The sequence below is a fragment of the Larkinella bovis genome (assembly GCF_042655385.1).
Lineage (GTDB): Bacteria > Bacteroidota > Bacteroidia > Cytophagales > Spirosomataceae > Larkinella > Larkinella bovis.
Map to the genome: position 1 here is coordinate 529,253 of NZ_JBHSMA010000002.1, position 16,663 is coordinate 545,915.

A 16,663-nucleotide genomic window follows, 5' to 3' on the forward strand; every position below is an offset into this window, starting at 1 on the left:
TCTGTTTAGCGGCAATGACGTCGCTAAACAGACAAAGGAGAATAGAGAAGAAATGCAAAATGCTATTGAGTGCAGTTACTTCCCAATACAGAACTTACTGAAAATCGTAGCCAGCAGATCGTCCGTGGTGATTTCGCCGGTCAATTCGCCGAGGTGACGGAGGGCGTCGCGGAGGTCGATGGCGAGCCAGTCCTGCGTGGTTCCGGCATCGAGACCGTCCAGAACGCGGGCCAGGGCGGCATCGGTTTGGGTGAGGTGTTCGTAATGGCGCAGGTTCGTTACGACCGTACAGCCCGGAACGGTATTCGCCTTGACAAAACCGGTCAGTCGCTGGGTCATTTCGGTCAGATTTTTACCCGTATTGGCCTGAATAGGGACCAGATTTTCCCCAAACGTACGTTGCCATTCGTTCAGTTTTTCGGCAGATAGCTTGTCCATCTTGTTGGCAACCAGCACATACGGGACGCTTCGCTGCTTCAGGTCCGCTTCCACGGCCGAAATCTCGGCCGGCGTCGCTTCCGCTACATCGAACAGATACACAATGATGGCGGCTTTGTCGAGTTGCTGGCGGGTGCGTTCAACGCCGATGGCTTCGATGGTATCGGTGGCTTCGCGCAAACCGGCGGTATCAATCAACCGAAACCGTATTCCATCGATGAACAATTCATCTTCGATCACATCGCGGGTGGTGCCGGGAATGTCGGAAACGATGGCTTTCTCTTCGTTCAGCAAAGCGTTTAACAAGGTCGATTTACCGGCATTGGGCTTTCCGGCCAAAACCGTTGCCACGCCCTGTTTGATGGCATTGCCAACCGCGAACGATTCGATCAACGGGCGCAAGACGCGCTGAATCGACCAGACCAGCCGCCGAAGATCGTCGCGCTGGGCAAATTCGACATCTTCTTCCCCGAAATCCAGTTCCAGTTCGATCAGGGCGGCAAACTCGATCAACTGTTGCCGCAGCGCTTTGAGCTGTTTGGAAAAACCGCCCCGGAGCTGGGTCAGGGCCGCCCGGTGAGTAGCCTCCGAGTCGGCGGCAATCAGGTCGGCCACGGCTTCGGCCTGCACCAGGTCAAACTGGCCGTTCAGAAAAGCCCGCTGCGTAAACTCGCCCGGCTGGGCCATGCGTACCCCTTCTTTCAGCAACAGCCGCAGAATCTGCCGGATCACGTAATCCGAACCGTGGCACGAAATTTCGACCACATCTTCTTTCGTAAACGAAGCCGGACTGCGGAAAAGGGAGACGAGAACCTCGTCAATGATGGTATTTTGTGCATCCCGAATAGTGCCGAAATGCACGGTATGCGACGCCTGCCGGCTCAGATCTTTTCCCCGGAAAAGCCGGTTGGTGATCTCGATCGCGTGGTCTCCCGAAACGCGGATGACCGCAATGGCCCCAATGCCCGGTGCCGTGGCCAAAGCCGCAATCGGCTCCTGTTGTAGAATCTCCATGAATAACTCTGATGCTCTCTGATTAACTCTGTGTAACAGTTTGTTATAAATCAGAGGTTGTATTTCAATAATTTGGGGAAAATAGGTAAGGTGTTGGCCAGCCCCACCAGCCGTTTTTCCAGTGCGACCGCCGGAACCCCGAGCAGGTCGGCCAGCTCATCGCCGAGGAGGAAACGCATTTGGGCCGCCGGGAGGTTCCGCAGGGCCGGGGGCGACATTGTTTCGAGGGCCGCCAGCAACGACCGGGTCAGGCCCATTCCCTGCTCCGAGGGCCGGAATTGCCGCCGGACAATCGCGCGTTCGAGGTGAAAGGCTTCGCGCCGGTTTTGGGGGAGTAGCTCTTCCGAAACGCCCAGCAGATAACCGGTAACATTGATCAGGTGCAAATACGCATCTTCTTCCTCGTCCGTCATCAAAACCGCCCCTTTGCGCAGCCCCCGGATTACAATGTACGAAAAAGCCAGGTTGGTGGCGGCCATGTCCTCCTGGTTGATGGGGTATCCCCAGTCCATCTGCCATTGGCTACTCTGGAGCGTGAACCACCGAACGGCGGCATGAAGCAGCCGGATTTTCAGGGTGTGCGCAACGGCTTTTCCGTTTTCCCAATTACGCGGTTTCATGATCCGGAAAAACCAGGCCCCGGTTTCTTCCAGACGTTTGCGGGTGTCGTTATGAATGCGTTGCGATTGCCAGAGCACCCGCGCACCGTCGGCACCGGCGTAGCAATACGGCAAGGAATAGCAGCCCAGTACCAACTCCACGGCCACTTCATTTTTGGAGAAAAACCGCATGGCGGTTTCCATCCGGCGGTAATCCAGCCAGGTGGGTAACCGGACCTGGGTTTCCACAAAATCCCGCACGGACGGGTGTTGGTCGGTAGCGTTTAAGTCGTCGGGGTTTGCCAGCCAGCGCATCAGTAAACCGATTTTTTCGCGCCCGCCTTCGGCGGCCACAGCCGCCAAAACCGCATCGGCCGCCGGATCGCCCTGTTGTCGGGAGCGGTCGAGCAGGTCTTCGGAAAAAATACGGTTGAGCGTGACGGTTTTCATCGGAAATCCACGAACGTTGGCCTGAAACTACGGGCCTTATAAGGTGTCTCGTTGCACCGAATCAACGGATCCGGGCGGAAGTTGTTGCGTTGGCGGGCTTTGGGGCGTCGGTTGATTGGGGAGATACCGTTGGCCGGGAACCCCGTACTTGTACGGCGGGTCAACAATTTCCACCCCCGTCACAAAATACTTCGTTTCCCCGTTCCAGGGTAATTTGACCAGTTTCTCCTCGTAATGCAGGGTTACGCGCTGCCCGGTTTTGACGGCCTGATTGATCTGCCGGGCCACCGAATCGTCTTTCACCGAGAAATCGAAAAACTGTGGGGTCAGCGAACCGGTTTCGCCCGAAAAACCGCCAACGTTCAGAACACCTTCCCAGGTTTTGAAAACATAACCGCGCCGGCTGTATTTGGAAATGGTGCCCGCCCGTTCACCATCGCTGTAACTCCAGGCGGTCAGGTAATAAAAAATACCGAAAACGATCAGAAGAAAAACAAGCAGAAACAGAATACGTCGCATGGGCCGGGGTGGTTTGGTGAGTTCGCTATACAAATGAACGCGTTATCGGAGGGAATTGCAACCGTTCCCTATTTGGAACGAATGGCGATCACCGGATCCAGCCGGGCCGCAACGAGCGCGGGCAGAATGCCGGAAACCGTACCGATAATGCTCGAAACACCGATACCCAGCAAAATGTTGGCGGGCGACAGAATGATTTCCAGACTGCCCAGCTTCATGAACGACAGCAGGTAGACCAGTAAAATGCCGACTCCTCCGCCGATCAGACTCAGGAAAACGGCCTCGAAGAGGAACTGAAACAGAATGACGTAATTTTTTGCTCCCAGCGATTTCTGAATCCCGATGATGTTGGTACGTTCTTTCACCGAGACAAACATGATGTTGGCGATGCCGAACCCGCCCACCAGAATCGAGAAGCTGCCGATCACCCAACCCGCCACCGTCAACACGGCAAAAAGGCCGGAAATGGCCTGCGCGGCCGCTTCGGGGCGGTTAAGGGCAAAGTTGTCATCCTGCATCGGTTTCAGCCCCCGACGCGCCCGCATGACGCCCCGGACTTCACTTTCCAGTTCGAGTAGTCCTTCGTCGGTCTCGAAACCTTTAACGGCAATGTCGATGCTGGGGTAAACCGAATGATACATTTTGGCAAACGCTCCGATCGGAATCAGGCATTTGGTGTCGGGATTGCCGCCGAAGTCGAGCAAACTGGCTCCCTTGCGCTGCTGCACACCGATGACGACGTATTTCAAGCCGTTCAGTTTGAATTCCTTCCCGACCGGATCCTGACCGGGAAACAGCGTTTCGGCAATGTCGGCTCCGATAATGGAGACATTACGGGCCGCATCGATTTCCTGCTGCGAAAAATACCGTCCCTGCTCGACCGGCACCTCCGAAATCTTGTTGTACTCGAACGAGGTGCCCTGGATGAGTGCCAGGATGCTGTTGTTGCCGTTTTTAACCGTTACCTGACCGCGAAAGTCCATAGCCACCACGGCCTGGGCGCGCTCCAGTTTTTCGGACAGGAACTTGAATTCGTCGAGCGACGGTTCGGGGCGCTGGAAATATTTCCACCATTGATACTCTCCCCCGAAGCCCCAGGGCCATTTCTGGATATACATCACCTTGTCGCCAATCCCCGACAGGCTGTCTTTGATGTTCCGTTCCAGCGAATCGACAATCGTAAACACCGCAATGATGGCGAAAATACCGATGGTAACGCCCAGCAGCGAGAGCGTGGTCCGAAGGAGGTTCGAGCGCAGGGCCTGCCACGCGAACCGGAAGCTTTCGTAAGTCTGACGGATAAATTTCAAGGGATCGAACGGTTTATAATGAACTAAAGATATCAGACCATCCTTAATCTAGCAAGCGATTTGAAAGCGAAGGTAGTTTCGGCGGATGTTTGGTTTGTTTTTGTAGATTAGTGGTTTAGGTCGTGCTCCTTGTATGAAAAGAAAAACGCTCTCTCTCCAGTGTGCAATCATTCTGTTCTGTATCGTCCTGAGCGCCTGCCGGACCGGCCCGCAGCAGCCCGGACTCCGGCAGAGCACCGGTATGTATCAGTATGATAACGAAACGAAGTCGGTCGGCGTGCGAAAAACCGGCCCGTATTATTCGGATCGCCAGGCTGTAACCGGAAAGAACGGAATGGTAGCTTCGGCGCATCCCGAAGCCTCACGGGTTGGAGTTGATATGCTGAAAGCCGGGGGTAACGCGGTGGATGCGGCCGTGGCCGTGCAGTTTGCGCTGGCGGTCGTCTATCCGGGCGCGGGCAATGTGGGCGGGGGCGGTTTTATGGTCTACCGCGACCGGAGCGGGCAGGCGTATACCCTCGATTTCCGGGAAAAAGGGCCCGAAAAAGCACAGAAGGATATGTACCTGGATTCGGCCGGGAATGTCATTCCCAGCCTGAGCATTACCGGCCATCTGGCGAGCGGGGTGCCGGGTTCGGTGGATGGGATGGTGGAAGCGCACCGGCGGTTTGGCAAACTGAGCTGGGCGCAGGTGCTGCAACCGGCCATCGATCTGGCCGAAAAGGGTGTCGTCCTGACCGAACGCGAAGCCCTCGGACTGAACCGGACCAAAAAATCCTTTCTGGCGGTGAATCCCGACAAACGGTATTTCATGAAACCCGATACAACCGACTGGAAAACCGGTGAGTTGTTGATTCAGACGGATTTAGGGCAAGTGCTGCGCCGGATTCAGGCGCAGGGCCGGGCCGGTTTTTACGAAGGCGAAACCGCCCGGCTGCTGGTGGCCGAGATGCAGCGCGGAGGAGGCATTATCACCGAAAACGATCTGAAAAATTACCATGCCATCTGGCGCGATCCGCTGGTCGGGACCTACCGGAATTATAAAATTATCACGATGCCGCCGACCTCCAGCGGGGGCGTGGCTTTGTTGCAACTGCTGCGGCTGGTCGAACCGTATCCGCTCCGGAAATGGGGGTGGAACAGCGACTCAACCGTGCAGGTGATGATCGAGGCCGAGCGCCGGGTGTATGCCGACCGCGCCAAATTTCTGGGCGACCCGGATTTTGTGAAAGTGCCCGTTCAGGAGTTGATTGATCGGAATTATCTGAAAAACCGCTGGGCTGATTTTTCCTTTGACCGGGCGACCGATAGCAAGAATGTGAAAGGCGGAAACCTGCCCGGTTACGAAAGCCTGGAAACCACGCATTTTTCGGTGGTCGATAAAGACGGTAATGCGGTGGCCATTACGACCACGCTGAACGGCGGGTATGGCAGCCGCGTGGTGGTGGGCGGAGCCGGTTTTCTGATGAACAATGAAATGGATGATTTCAGCATCAAACCGGGGGTTCCCAATATGTTCGGGCTGATCGGCAACCAGGCCAATGCCGTTGCGCCCGGTAAACGGATGCTGTCGTCGATGACGCCCACCATTGTGGAGCAGGAGGGTAAGCTGTACATGGTGGTCGGCACGCCGGGCGGTTCAACGATCATCACCTCGGTTTTTCAAACCATTCTGAATGTGCTGGATCACGGCATGACGATGCAGCAGTCTGTCAATGCCCTGAAGTTTCACCACCAGTGGTTGCCGGACAAAACGACGTTTGAAAACGGGGCGTTTTCGGACGAAACCATCCGGAAACTGCAGGCTCGTGGTTACATTCTCGAACAACTGACCAACTCGCTCGGCCGCATGGACTGCATCCTGTTCCGCCCCGATGGCACCCTCGAAGGCGCATCGGACCCCCGGGCGGATAATACCTCGGTCGGCTACTAATGACCGTAACGCGCTAAAGCACAGGCTTACCTTTGGGAAAGAATTTGACGGGCTGCCGTCCGGGGCTACGGTTATTTTTTAAACTTTGCGGGCCGAAAACCGGTTTTTAACACATCACCACAGTAAGCTACTGATTTACAATCATGAAAACGAAGTTCCTTTCTCTTCTTATCCTGTGTCTGATCAACACAAGTGTCTGGGCGCAGGCCCCGAAAAGCACGGCGAATCTGGCCGATGTTCGCAAGAAATTAACGCAGCTTTACGACAAAGACCAGAAAGAACGGGCGGCCTACGACGCCATTGAACGACAATACGGCTGGGGGGCGAAAGAATCGCAGGATGCCCGCCAGAAAATCAAGGACATGGATAAGGAGCATCTGGGCGAGGTCGAGAAAATCATTGCGCAGGTGGGTGGCTATCCGGGTAAAAGTGTGGTAGGGCAACCGCTGGATCAGGTCGCGTTCCTGATCATTCAGCACAGCACGGACCGGACCGTGCACGAAAAATATTTACCGATGGTAACGGAAGCCGCCCAGAAAGGCGAACTGGACAAAGCTGGGGTTGCTTTTCTGACCGATCAGGTAAAAGTTCAGAAGAAAGAAAAACAGATTTACGGTACGCAGATTCACATCAACAACAAAGGCGAAAAGGATGTGTATCCCGTTGAAGATGAAGCTAATCTCGATAAACGTCGCAAACAGATGGACCTCGAACCGATGGCCGCGTATCTGGCCCGGATGGGGGTGAAAAAATAAGGCCGCGTCACGGCTGGAAGAGAAAAGGAAACCGGGCCGCCCGGTTTCCTTTTTATTTTTTTCTGCAAAACCGCCTAGAATTTTCCGTGATTTTTGGCGATTTTCAGCAATTCGACAATGCCGGGCACCGAAACTTCGTCGGTCGATTCGAATTTGATGTGGCGCAGGAGTTTGCCCGTTCCTTTCAGCAAACCGTTCGGGTCGGGCAGTTGCGTTCCGTAATTGAAACCCAGGTTAACGCTGGAAGAAAGCGGAGCAATGTAACAGATTTCGTCCGCCATGCGGGGGCTGTTTCCGTAGATGATGGTTTTGTGACTGGTATTCACGGATTCGTGCGCTTCGGGCAGAATGCTCCGAACCAATTCCCTGACTCTCAGGGCTAAGTCCCGAACCTCCGGCTTGTAGTCGGCTAAAAAGGTTTCCACTGGTTTTGTCATACAAGGGCTTAGTTTGTTAAAACTACACTTTGTCTATAAAAAGTGCAATAATCGGGCCGCTCTTGGCCTTTTAAGGCCAAAAAGTGCCGACGTAAGCGGTCAGTGCGCCATTTAGGCACTTTTTCCAATGGATGATTCTGCCAGTACGCAGGAAAGTGATTTTTCGGTTTCCAGGCACCGAAGGATGGTGTAAGCGGCTCCTGGAGAGAGTCGGTTAGGCTATGATTCGACCTTTTACTTCACCCCAGTCGATTTGTTTATTACCCGCCCAGCCGCGCAGGGTCACCGTATCGCCGTCCTCTAAAAATGTTCGCACGGAGCCATCGGGCAGCGTCAACGGCCGGGTGCCGTTCCAGCTGAGTTCGAGCAGCGAACCGTAACTGTCCGGTGTGGAACCGGAGATGGTACCGGTTGCCAGCAGGTCGCCAACGTTCAGGTTGCAGCCATTAACCGTATGATGCGCAATGAGTTGTGCTACATTCCAGTAAAGATGCCGGGAGTTCGTTCGGGAAATGACGAATGCATGCGCTGACTGAGCGGGTTGCAGAACCACCTCCAACTCAATGTCAAAATGTCGTTTTGCGGTCGTTTGTAAATAGGGAAGGGGCGTGGGATCTTGTGGCGGACCTTCCATCCGGAAGGGGTCGAGGGCTTCGAGCGGAACCACCCAGGGCGAGACGGATGAGGCAAAATTTTTCCCCAGAAACGGCCCCAGCGGCTGGTATTCCCAGCGTTGAAGGTCGCGGGCCGACCAGTCGTTGAACAGTACAAAACCGAATACGTGGTCTTCGGCGTCGGCAATGGAAACCGGTTCGCCCAGCCGGGACGGTTTTCCGATGACGATGCCCAACTCGAGTTCGAAGTCCAGCGCCTGCGAAGGGCCGAAAACCGGTTGCTGGTCTGGTCCCGGAAATTGCCCGGCGGGTCGTTTGATGGGCGTGCCGGAAACCACAATCGACGATGCCCGCCCGTGATACGCCACCGGCAGGTGCTTCCAGTTGGGCAACAACGGATCGCCCTGCGGACGAAACATCCGGCCCACGTTGGTCGCGTGTTCTTCGCTCGCGTAAAAATCGGTGTAGTCGCCGATGCGCATGGGCAGGTGCAGCGTGGCCCGCGACGCGGGAAATAGCACCCAGTCTGCGAAGGCATCCAGCGGTTTTTCGGGCTGGGTCAGCAGGGCCAGCAGCCGTTGCCGAACCGCCTGCCAGACCGGTTTTCCCAACGCCATGAAATCATTCAGAACCGGTTTTTCAAAAACCGCCCGGTCGAACCCCAGGTCGTCGAAGAAGCCAAGCCGACCGACCATGGCCAGATCAAGAATCTGATCGTCAAGCCGAACGCCCACGCGTGGAGCGGAACCGTCGGTGCTGAATATGCCGTAAGGAAGGGTCATTGGTAAGGAGAAGGAGAAGACAGGCGGAACCTCTTCCTGTTCCGCCTTTTAGTCATTAAAATTCTGATAAATCGAATCCATGATGCGGACAAAGTGCTGGTAATCTTCTTCGCTCAGATCATCCCAGCCTTTGCGCCGGATTTCGACCACCGTGGGCAACACTTCGTCGTATTTTTGACGGCCCTCGGGTGTTAAGAAAATCAGGAACTTCCGGCGGTCATCTTCGGCCATCCGGCGTTCGGTCAGGCCTTTTTTACACAGCAGATCAATCATCCGCGTGACCGTCGGCGCGTCTTTTGTCGTCAAATCGGATAACACATTCTGGCTGATCCCGGGGTTACGGAACAGGTGATCGATGAGAACCCACTGGTCAACGGTCAGATCAAAACCGGCTTCGTTGAACCGTTTCTGCAGGACGTTCCGGATTTTCTTGATGGTGGTGTCGATCTTGAAAAAATAGGCCCGGTGATCGGAAGGGTGCGTCATGCGATACGTAGCGGTTAATGGCGTTCAGCTTTATCATACCTCGAAGCAATATGATAAAAACCGGTTACAAAAATAGGCCAAACTAAGTGACTAACAATTCTTCCAGTTTTTCTTCAATTTGCGGAATCGAGTGAAACAACTGCTCGTACGACTCGATCACGAAGTACTGGTCCTGGTAATGGTCGATTACGTAGGGCGTTTGCAGCAGTTTTTCGACCTGGTATGGAAGTCGGCCGGGGCGCTGACTTGCCAGGCTGTAGGTCGTTTCACCCGGCGACGACAAAATACCGCCCCCGTAAATCCGCAAGCCGTGCGGCTCAGCGATTAACCCGAATTCCACCGTATACCAGTAAAGCCGCGAAATCATTTCGATGGCTTCCGGATGATCGACATGGGCCAGCGCAATCTGGCTTAAAGCCGCCAGAAAGTCGCAAAATGCCTGATTCGACAACATGGGCACGTGCCCGAAGGTGTCGTGAAACATATCCGGTTCTTCCAGGTAATCCAGTTGTTCGCGTTTCCGCAGCCAGGTTGTCGCCGGGAAGTGGCGGTTGGCCATCAGTTCGAAAAATTCCCGGTTGGAAATCAGCCCCGGCACCGCCGACACCCGCCAGCCCGTCAGCTTTTGCAACCGCGGGTTCAGTTCGCGTTCAAAATCCGGAATATGGTCGGCCACAAAACCGACTTTTTCAATACCATCGAGGTAATCCTGACTGGCTTTGCCCGGCAACTGCGCGAGTTGTCGTTCAAAGAGTAACTGCCAAACGGCCTGGTCGTCGGCGGTGTAGGTGTGATAGGTCTGAATCATGGCGAATTTCAAAGAGTGAAAGAGCGAAAGAGCGAATAGCTTCGCAAGAAGCAGGGAATTGGCAGCGCAATTCGCTCTTTAGCAATTGGTTAGAGTGTTCCTCTCAATTCCTGTTCGTGTTCGATGGCTTCGAAGAGGGCTTTGAAATTGCCTTTGCCGAATGATTTGGCGCCTTTGCGCTGGATGATCTCGAAAAACAGCGTCGGGCGGGGACCGATGGGTTTTGTGAAAATCTGGAGCAGGTAGCCTTCGTCGTCGCGATCGACCAGAATGCCGAGCGACCGCAGGGCGTTAATTTCCTCGTCAATTTGGCCAACCCGGTCGAGCAGGTCGTCGTAGTAGGCATCCGGTACTTTCAGGAATTCCACATTCCGGTGGCGCAGATCCGTGACGGTTTTCACAATATCGTCCGTGGCAACGGCGATGTGCTGCACGCCGGGACCGCCGTAAAAATCCAGGTATTCTTCCACCTGCGACTTTTTCTTGCCCTCAGCGGGTTCATTGATCGGGAATTTAATACGCCCGTTGCCGTTGCTCATGACTTTGCTCATCAGGGCCGTATAATCGGTGGAAATATCCTTGTCGTCGAACGAAACCAGCTGCCGGAATCCCATGACATTGGCGTAAAAGTTTACCCAGGTATTCATTTCGTTCCAGCCGACGTTGCCCACCATGTGATCGACGTAGTGCAGCCCCACTTCCTGGGGGCGGTGTTCCGGTTTCCATTCCTGGTAATCGGGCAGAAAAATACCCGTGTAGTGCCCGCGTTCCACAAAAACATGGACCGTGTCGCCGTAGGTATGAATGCCCGACCGGACCACAAAACCGCCGGCGTCCTCCTCGCGGGTCGGTTTCAGATACGGTTTTGCACCCCGTCGGGTGGTTTCTTCGTAGGCCCGGGTGGCATCATCGACCCAAAGGGCCACCACTCGCACCCCATCGCCGTGTTGGTCGATGTGCCGGCCGATCTCCGTGCCGCCGTGCAGGGGCGAGGTCAGCACCAGCCGGATTTTACCCTGCACCACCACGTACGATTCCCGATCCCGCCAACCGGTTTCCAGCCCGGCATGAGCCAGCGGCTGAAAGCCAAAAGCGGTCTGGAAATAATGCGCCGACTGGAGGGCATTGGCGACGTACAATTCGATATAGTCCGTGCCGTTCAGCGGCAGGAAATCGGTTTCGGTACCGTTTTCCGGTTTTGCTTCGATGGTTGCTGTCGTTTCCATAGTTGTTGATGCGTTTATTCCATCCAGGATTGGTAATACGCTCCATCGTCGAGGGTGAGCGCGTCTTCCGTCAGCATCAGCGGGCGGAACGTATCGACCATCACGGCGTATTCCTGCGTTTCTTTTTTGCCGATGCTCCGCTCCATCGCGCCGGGATGCGGCCCGTGCGGAATCCCGCCCGGATGCAGCGTAATATGCCCCGGGGCAATGTCGTTGCGGCTCATGAAATCGCCATCGACGTAGTAAATCACTTCGTCGGAGTCGATGTTGGAGTGGTTGTACGGGGCCGGAATCGCTTTTGGGTGATAGTCGTACAGCCTGGGGCAGAACGAACAAACCACAAAGGCATCGGTCTGAAAGGTCTGGTGAACCGGCGGGGGCTGATGAACCCGGCCCGTAATCGGTTCAAAATTGAAAATCGAAAAACCGTACGGGAAATTATAGCCATCCCAGCCCACCACGTCGAACGGATGCGTGGCATAAACCAGTGAATGCAGGGCGCTCTGCTTTTTGATTTTGATCAGAAAATCGCCGGTTTCGTCGTGGGTTTCGAGGTGTTGCGGGCGTTTGATGTCCCGCTCGCAGAACGGCGAATGCTCGAGCAACTGGCCGAACTGGTTGCGGTACCGTTTGGGCGTGTAAATCGGTGAATGCGATTCCAGATACAGCAGGCGCGGCTGAGTTATGGGGTCGAACTCGATCTGGTAGATCATGCCGCGCGGGATGATCAGGTAGTCGCCGTATTCGAACGGAATGGTGCCCAGCAAGGTCCGGAGCCGGCCCGATCCGCGGTGAATAAACAGCAGCTCATCGGCGTCGGCATTCTTGTAAAAGTAATTGGTCATCGAGCCGGTTGGAGCCGCCAGGCCCAGCGTTACATCCCGATTGACCAGCAACGGGACCCGGCTTTCCAGAAAATCGGACGGGCTGGGGGGCAGCTCGAAACCAATCAGTTTGCGCGACAGCATATTTTTTTCAACGGCTACCCGGGGGGCGGTTTCGACACTTTCGAGAACGGCCTTGACCATCGTCGGCCGGTGAATATGGTAGAGCAGCGACGACATGCCTTCAAAACCGATGGTGCCGAACAACTGCTCATAGTACAGGCCTCCTGTGCCGTTCGGGCCCGGCGGTTTTTCAAACTGCGTGTGTCGCTTCGGCGCAATGTGTCCCAGGGTGTGGTAAAAAGGCATGGCATCGAATGATTTTTTACCTCTATTGATTGTCTTACTAATTATTGTTTAGCTTACAATTATAACGCTAATTAATAATTATATTGAACAATTTTGAGAATAAATTTTCTTATAAATTGATTTTACGGATTTCCGGGGCCTAACGCGCATTTAACGCCAACCGCTATAGAGACCATGCCGCATTTCCTTATTTTTGCCCGCACTTAACCCTTCTATTTACTGACTTTCAACAGAACGAACCTGATGCAACCCACACTCCTGATTTTGGCCGCCGGTATTGGCAGTCGCTACGGTGGAATCAAACAACTGGATCAATTTGGGCCCAATGGCGAGACCATCATCGATTATTCCCTTTACGACGCGATTCGGGCCGGTTTTGGCAAGGTCGTTTTCATTATTCGGGAAGAATTGAAGAACGATTTTGAAGAAATATTCCTGCCGAAGCTGGCGGGCCGACTGGAGGTGGCATTTGCCATTCAGGCCCTGGATTCTCACGTTCCGGCCGAACTCGGGGCTGTGCAACGGACGAAACCCTGGGGAACCGGCCACGCCATGCTTTGTGCCTGGGAGCAAACCGATACGCCGTTTGCCATCATCAACGCCGACGATTTTTACGGAAAGGAAGCGTTTGAAATCCTGGCGGATTTTTTGAAAACCGATACCGCCGACGATCTGCACGCGCTCGTGGGGTACGAAATCCAGAATACCCTGTCGGATTATGGCTCGGTATCGCGGGGTGTCTGCGACCTCAATGCCGACCAAACGCTGGCGTCGGTGATCGAGCGGACCAAAATTTACCGGCAGGAAGACGGCGAAACGCCTGGACAGATTGTGTTTGAAGAACCGGACGGTCTGACTCCGCTGGCTCCCGAAACCCCGGTTTCCATGAATTTCTGGGGCTTCAAACCATCGGTTTTTCCGTACGCGCAGGAGCAGTTTGCCGAGTATGCCCGGGCCAATTTTGATTCGCCCAAGGCCGAGTTCTATATCCCGACCATCATGACCAACCTGATCCGGAGGCAGCAGGGACGGTGCAAAGTATTCCGCAGCCGTTCCGAATGGTTTGGGGTAACCTACCCGGAAGACAAACCGCTGGTACAGGCTTCACTGAAACGGTTGCACGATGCGGGGAAGTACCCGGCGAAGTTATGGTAGTTTTCCCGGATGGGGTGGCTAGGTTCGCAATCCCAACTGTTTTTTATCATTTCATCGGGTAAAAATAACCGTATTGTGGTAAAATAGGGTAAAATATAGGTTTAGTACACGATTGGACGTAAGGCTCCGACCACACAGGTTGGGGCCTTTTTTCATTCCGGGAGGAATAGTTTGCATTATTTACTTTCGGCCGAAAAATATTCGGTAAAAACCGCATTTCACTTTTTAAAGTATTAGTAGCATACTACCGTAAAGTATTGTATTTTTTTGATTTTAAGCTTCAAATTATAAACAACTTTTTAAGAATTAATAATTTGGTAATTGACTTGTATTCAGTAGCGTATAAATTTGTATCAACAAAGCAGTTGACAAGAGTTTGGTAGGGTAAGCAGTTTGTTTATTGTACTATAACGAGTCTGAATACAACCTTAAGAAAGATCATGAAAACGAAATTTGTTCAAAATACTGCCAAGTTAGGCCTGGCTGTTCTGGCCGCAACGTCTTTACTGGCTGTTGCCCCTTCATCCGCTACTGCCCGGGTCCTGGATGGTCCGAAAGCAGAAGCTAAAGCAGCGCCGGTTTCTATCCGCGAAGTCGGTAATCTGAAATTCAAAGTGTCGGTGAATCTGCCCGTTGAAGAGAAAGTGAACGTCCTGATCTCCGACGATTCGAATAACCGCTTATACAATGGCACGCTGTCGAAGCAGGAAAAAACCGGCCGCGTGTTTGACTTGTCGCAACTGGCCGACGGGAAATACGTCATCGAAGTATCGTATGGCAAAGAGCGCGTATCGCAATCATTTGCCATTCAAACGCAGGTAAGTCGTGTGGTTCTGGCGCGGAACTAAGCCTTCGGCTAATTCCGCTTTGACCTCCTGATTCTCGTCCACTTTGTCAACAATCGTAAATGAAACGGCCGGCTGGTTCTTGAATCAGCCGGCCGTTTCATTTTTCAATGACGAACGGTTTTTCAACCAATTCCTCGTTTATCCTCCAAAATTACCCTTCCCAGATTACCGTTTCCTCCCGCTCGAGCCAGGGTTGGAGCTTGGGTTGGTAGCGGGATTCGATGATTTTACGTCTGATTTTCAGCGAAGGTGTCATCATGTCGTTATCAACGGTCCACGGTTCTTTAACAATAACTGCTTTTTTCACCCGCTGGTAGGTGTGTAAGCTGGGGTTCAGGGTGTTGAGTGTTTCTTCCAGGCTTTGGGATACTTCGTCCTTTTCGGCCTTCTGACCGGTTTCGGAGAGTACAATGAGGGCAATCGGTTGCGGGAGCTGCTGAACGGCTACGCAAATCTGATCGACAAAACTGTTTTCGGAAAAACCGGTTTCGATGAGCGCCGGGGCCACATACTCGCCTTTGGTGGTTTTATAGATTTCCTTGACCCGGCCCATAATCGTTAAAAAACCTTCCTCGTCGAGCGAACCGACATCGCCGGTATGGAGCCAGCCTTCAGAATCCAGGGCCGCAGCCGTCATGTCCGGTTCGCGGAAATAGCCGCGCATCGACCAGTCGGAGCGGGTCATCAATTCGCCGGTGATCGGATCAAATTTTACCTGAATACCTTCGTATAACTTGCCTACCGTTCCGTCCCTGATGGTATCGGGCGGCATCAGCGAAACCACGCCCAGGTTCTCGGTCATTCCGTAGGCTTCCTGAATATGGATTCCCAACTGGCGGAACCACCTGATCAGCGGCACGGGCGTCGGAGCGGCTCCCGTTAGGATCAGCCGGGCGTTGTTCAGGCCCAGCGCCACGCGCAGACTGCGTTTAACCAAACCGGAAACAAGCGGAAGTTTAAGGAGCCGATCAAGTTGTGGCTGGGGTAATTTTGCCAGGATATTCTGCTGAAATTTCAGCCAGATGCGGGGAACACCCAGAAAATGCGTCGGTCGGGCCGTAGCCAGGTTCCGGGCAAACGTCGCCATCGACTCCACGAAGTAGACGGTTCCGCCCGTAATGAGGCTCAGGGCTTCGACCATGTTGCGTTCGGCGATGTGGCAAAGTGGCAAATACGAGAAAAACCGCGGCTCGGGGACATCGACATGCATCAGCGGTTTGGTCGCGTCGATGGCGCTGATCATCGCCTTATACGGCATTTTCACCCCTTTGGGATTGCCGATGGTGCCGGACGTATACACAATTGTGAATAAATCGTCGGAATGCGGCTGCGGATTGTCCGTCATGGGCTCAAACCGGGCCAGAATATCAGCCCACTGGGCATGATCCGGGTCAGGCTGGCCGCCCGACAGGGACTCTGCCGGAAAGGCGATGCAATGCAAGGAATAGGGGACGCCGGTTTTCATCTCATCCCACTTATCAAGCTTGCCGACAAACAGGACCGAACAATCGCTATGGTCCAGCACCTGGCGTAACTGGTTGGCTGTCAGGGTCGGATAGAAAGGGACAGAAACGTGGCCACTGAGCAGAATCGCCAGATCGGCAATTATCCAGTGGGCGCAGTTTTTCGAAAGGAGACCAATGTTGCTTTTGGGCGGGAGACCGAGCGAGTTGAGATAGGTAGCCAGCGTACGGGCCTGCTTGCCGACGGCGCGCCAGGTGAAATCCAGGTAGCGGTCGCCCTGGGGTTGGCGCAGATAGACTTTTTTGGGTTGTTGTTTCTCCCAATAGTAAAAATAGTCAAGCAGCGTCTGCCCTTTCTGGAAGTCAGAGCGTAGCGTATTCATGGTCCGAAACGTTTGGCTGGATATTAAAGATGTAAAATAGTACTTGTTTTTGAAATAATTGTAGTTAATGCGGAAATATTTAGCGAACTGTCCTGAAAATTAACCGGTTCGACGTTGGCAGTATAAAAGGGTCACACATGTCGTGTGTCTGATAAATAAAGCACTTACGGTTTTTGGGCAATGTCCGTTACGGAAAGCGCGGAATGCCGTCTTAAAGAGACGGGTGACCGCCGTCCGGATCGTTCCGACC

15 protein-coding genes are annotated in these 16,663 nt (G+C 53.9%); 4 read left to right on the forward strand and 11 right to left on the reverse strand.

From position 1 onward, the window contains the following. Positions 1-75 precede the first annotated feature (75 nt). The 4 genes from mnmE to ACFPMF_RS09370 form a co-directional block, all read right to left on the reverse strand. Positions 76-1,452, reverse strand: a complete 1,377-nt coding sequence (gene mnmE / locus ACFPMF_RS09355) for a tRNA uridine-5-carboxymethylaminomethyl(34) synthesis GTPase MnmE (protein ID WP_379843582.1) — start codon at positions 1,450-1,452, stop codon at positions 76-78. A gap of 50 nt (positions 1,453-1,502) precedes the next feature. Continuing rightward, positions 1,503-2,501 carry an oxygenase MpaB family protein gene (locus ACFPMF_RS09360; protein ID WP_379843585.1) on the reverse strand — a complete coding sequence of 333 codons (999 nt, stop codon included), beginning with the start codon at positions 2,499-2,501 and terminating at the stop codon, positions 1,503-1,505. Positions 2,502-2,537: 36 nt separating this feature from the next. Next, on the reverse strand, positions 2,538-3,020 hold the full coding sequence (locus tag ACFPMF_RS09365; protein ID WP_379843588.1) for a hypothetical protein: 483 nt from the start codon (positions 3,018-3,020) through the stop codon (positions 2,538-2,540). 68 nt (positions 3,021-3,088) lie between these two features. After that, the gene (locus ACFPMF_RS09370) at positions 3,089-4,330 is read right to left on the reverse strand and encodes an ABC transporter permease (protein ID WP_379843591.1); all 1,242 of its coding nucleotides are present in this window, start codon (positions 4,328-4,330) and stop codon (positions 3,089-3,091) included. Between the two features lie 133 nt (positions 4,331-4,463). Here ACFPMF_RS09370 and ggt point away from each other — a divergent pair, with 133 nt between their 5' ends. Together ggt and ACFPMF_RS09380 are read left to right on the forward strand one after the other, a co-directional pair. Then, positions 4,464-6,263: a gamma-glutamyltransferase gene (gene ggt, locus ACFPMF_RS09375; RefSeq protein ID WP_379843593.1), complete on the forward strand. Its 1,800-nt coding sequence runs from the start codon at positions 4,464-4,466 to the stop codon at positions 6,261-6,263. 143 nt (positions 6,264-6,406) lie between these two features. Then, complete coding sequence (locus ACFPMF_RS09380) at positions 6,407-7,018, forward strand: DUF6624 domain-containing protein (protein ID WP_379843595.1); 612 nt, start codon at positions 6,407-6,409, stop codon at positions 7,016-7,018. A gap of 74 nt (positions 7,019-7,092) precedes the next feature. On the opposite strand, the gene ACFPMF_RS09385 is transcribed toward ACFPMF_RS09380, so the two are convergent. The 6 genes from ACFPMF_RS09385 to ACFPMF_RS09410 all read right to left on the reverse strand — a co-directional run bounded on the left by ACFPMF_RS09385 (position 7,093) and on the right by ACFPMF_RS09410 (position 12,564). Beyond that, positions 7,093-7,455, reverse strand: coding sequence for a DUF1801 domain-containing protein (locus ACFPMF_RS09385; protein ID WP_379843597.1), 363 nt, complete (start codon positions 7,453-7,455; stop codon positions 7,093-7,095). Between the two features lie 214 nt (positions 7,456-7,669). Beyond that, entirely contained in the window at positions 7,670-8,851 is a 1,182-nt protein-coding gene (fahA, locus tag ACFPMF_RS09390; protein WP_379843599.1) for a fumarylacetoacetase, read from the reverse strand. Between the two features lie 48 nt (positions 8,852-8,899). Continuing rightward, positions 8,900-9,337 (reverse strand): MarR family winged helix-turn-helix transcriptional regulator, encoded by a 438-nt coding sequence (locus ACFPMF_RS09395; RefSeq protein ID WP_379843602.1) that lies wholly within the window; start codon positions 9,335-9,337, stop codon positions 8,900-8,902. Positions 9,338-9,419: 82 nt separating this feature from the next. Then, positions 9,420-10,145 carry a phenylalanine 4-monooxygenase gene (gene phhA / locus ACFPMF_RS09400; protein WP_379843604.1) on the reverse strand — a complete coding sequence of 242 codons (726 nt, stop codon included), beginning with the start codon at positions 10,143-10,145 and terminating at the stop codon, positions 9,420-9,422. Between the two features lie 89 nt (positions 10,146-10,234). Beyond that, positions 10,235-11,371: a 4-hydroxyphenylpyruvate dioxygenase gene (gene hppD / locus ACFPMF_RS09405; RefSeq protein ID WP_379843607.1), complete on the reverse strand. Its 1,137-nt coding sequence runs from the start codon at positions 11,369-11,371 to the stop codon at positions 10,235-10,237. Between the two features lie 14 nt (positions 11,372-11,385). Further along, positions 11,386-12,564, reverse strand: a complete 1,179-nt coding sequence (locus ACFPMF_RS09410) for a homogentisate 1,2-dioxygenase (RefSeq protein WP_379843610.1) — start codon at positions 12,562-12,564, stop codon at positions 11,386-11,388. 243 nt (positions 12,565-12,807) lie between these two features. Here ACFPMF_RS09410 and ACFPMF_RS09415 point away from each other — a divergent pair, with 243 nt between their 5' ends. Together ACFPMF_RS09415 and ACFPMF_RS09420 are read left to right on the forward strand one after the other, a co-directional pair. After that, a complete protein-coding gene (locus tag ACFPMF_RS09415; RefSeq protein WP_379843613.1) occupies positions 12,808-13,719 on the forward strand; it encodes a nucleotidyltransferase family protein in 912 nt (303 codons plus the stop codon). A gap of 440 nt (positions 13,720-14,159) precedes the next feature. After that, on the forward strand, positions 14,160-14,567 hold the full coding sequence (locus ACFPMF_RS09420; RefSeq protein WP_379843616.1) for a hypothetical protein: 408 nt from the start codon (positions 14,160-14,162) through the stop codon (positions 14,565-14,567). 151 nt (positions 14,568-14,718) lie between these two features. Here ACFPMF_RS09420 and ACFPMF_RS09425 read toward each other — a convergent pair whose 3' ends face one another. Next, complete coding sequence (locus ACFPMF_RS09425; protein WP_379843619.1) at positions 14,719-16,413, reverse strand: AMP-binding protein; 1,695 nt, start codon at positions 16,411-16,413, stop codon at positions 14,719-14,721. Positions 16,414-16,663: the final 250 nt, after the last annotated feature.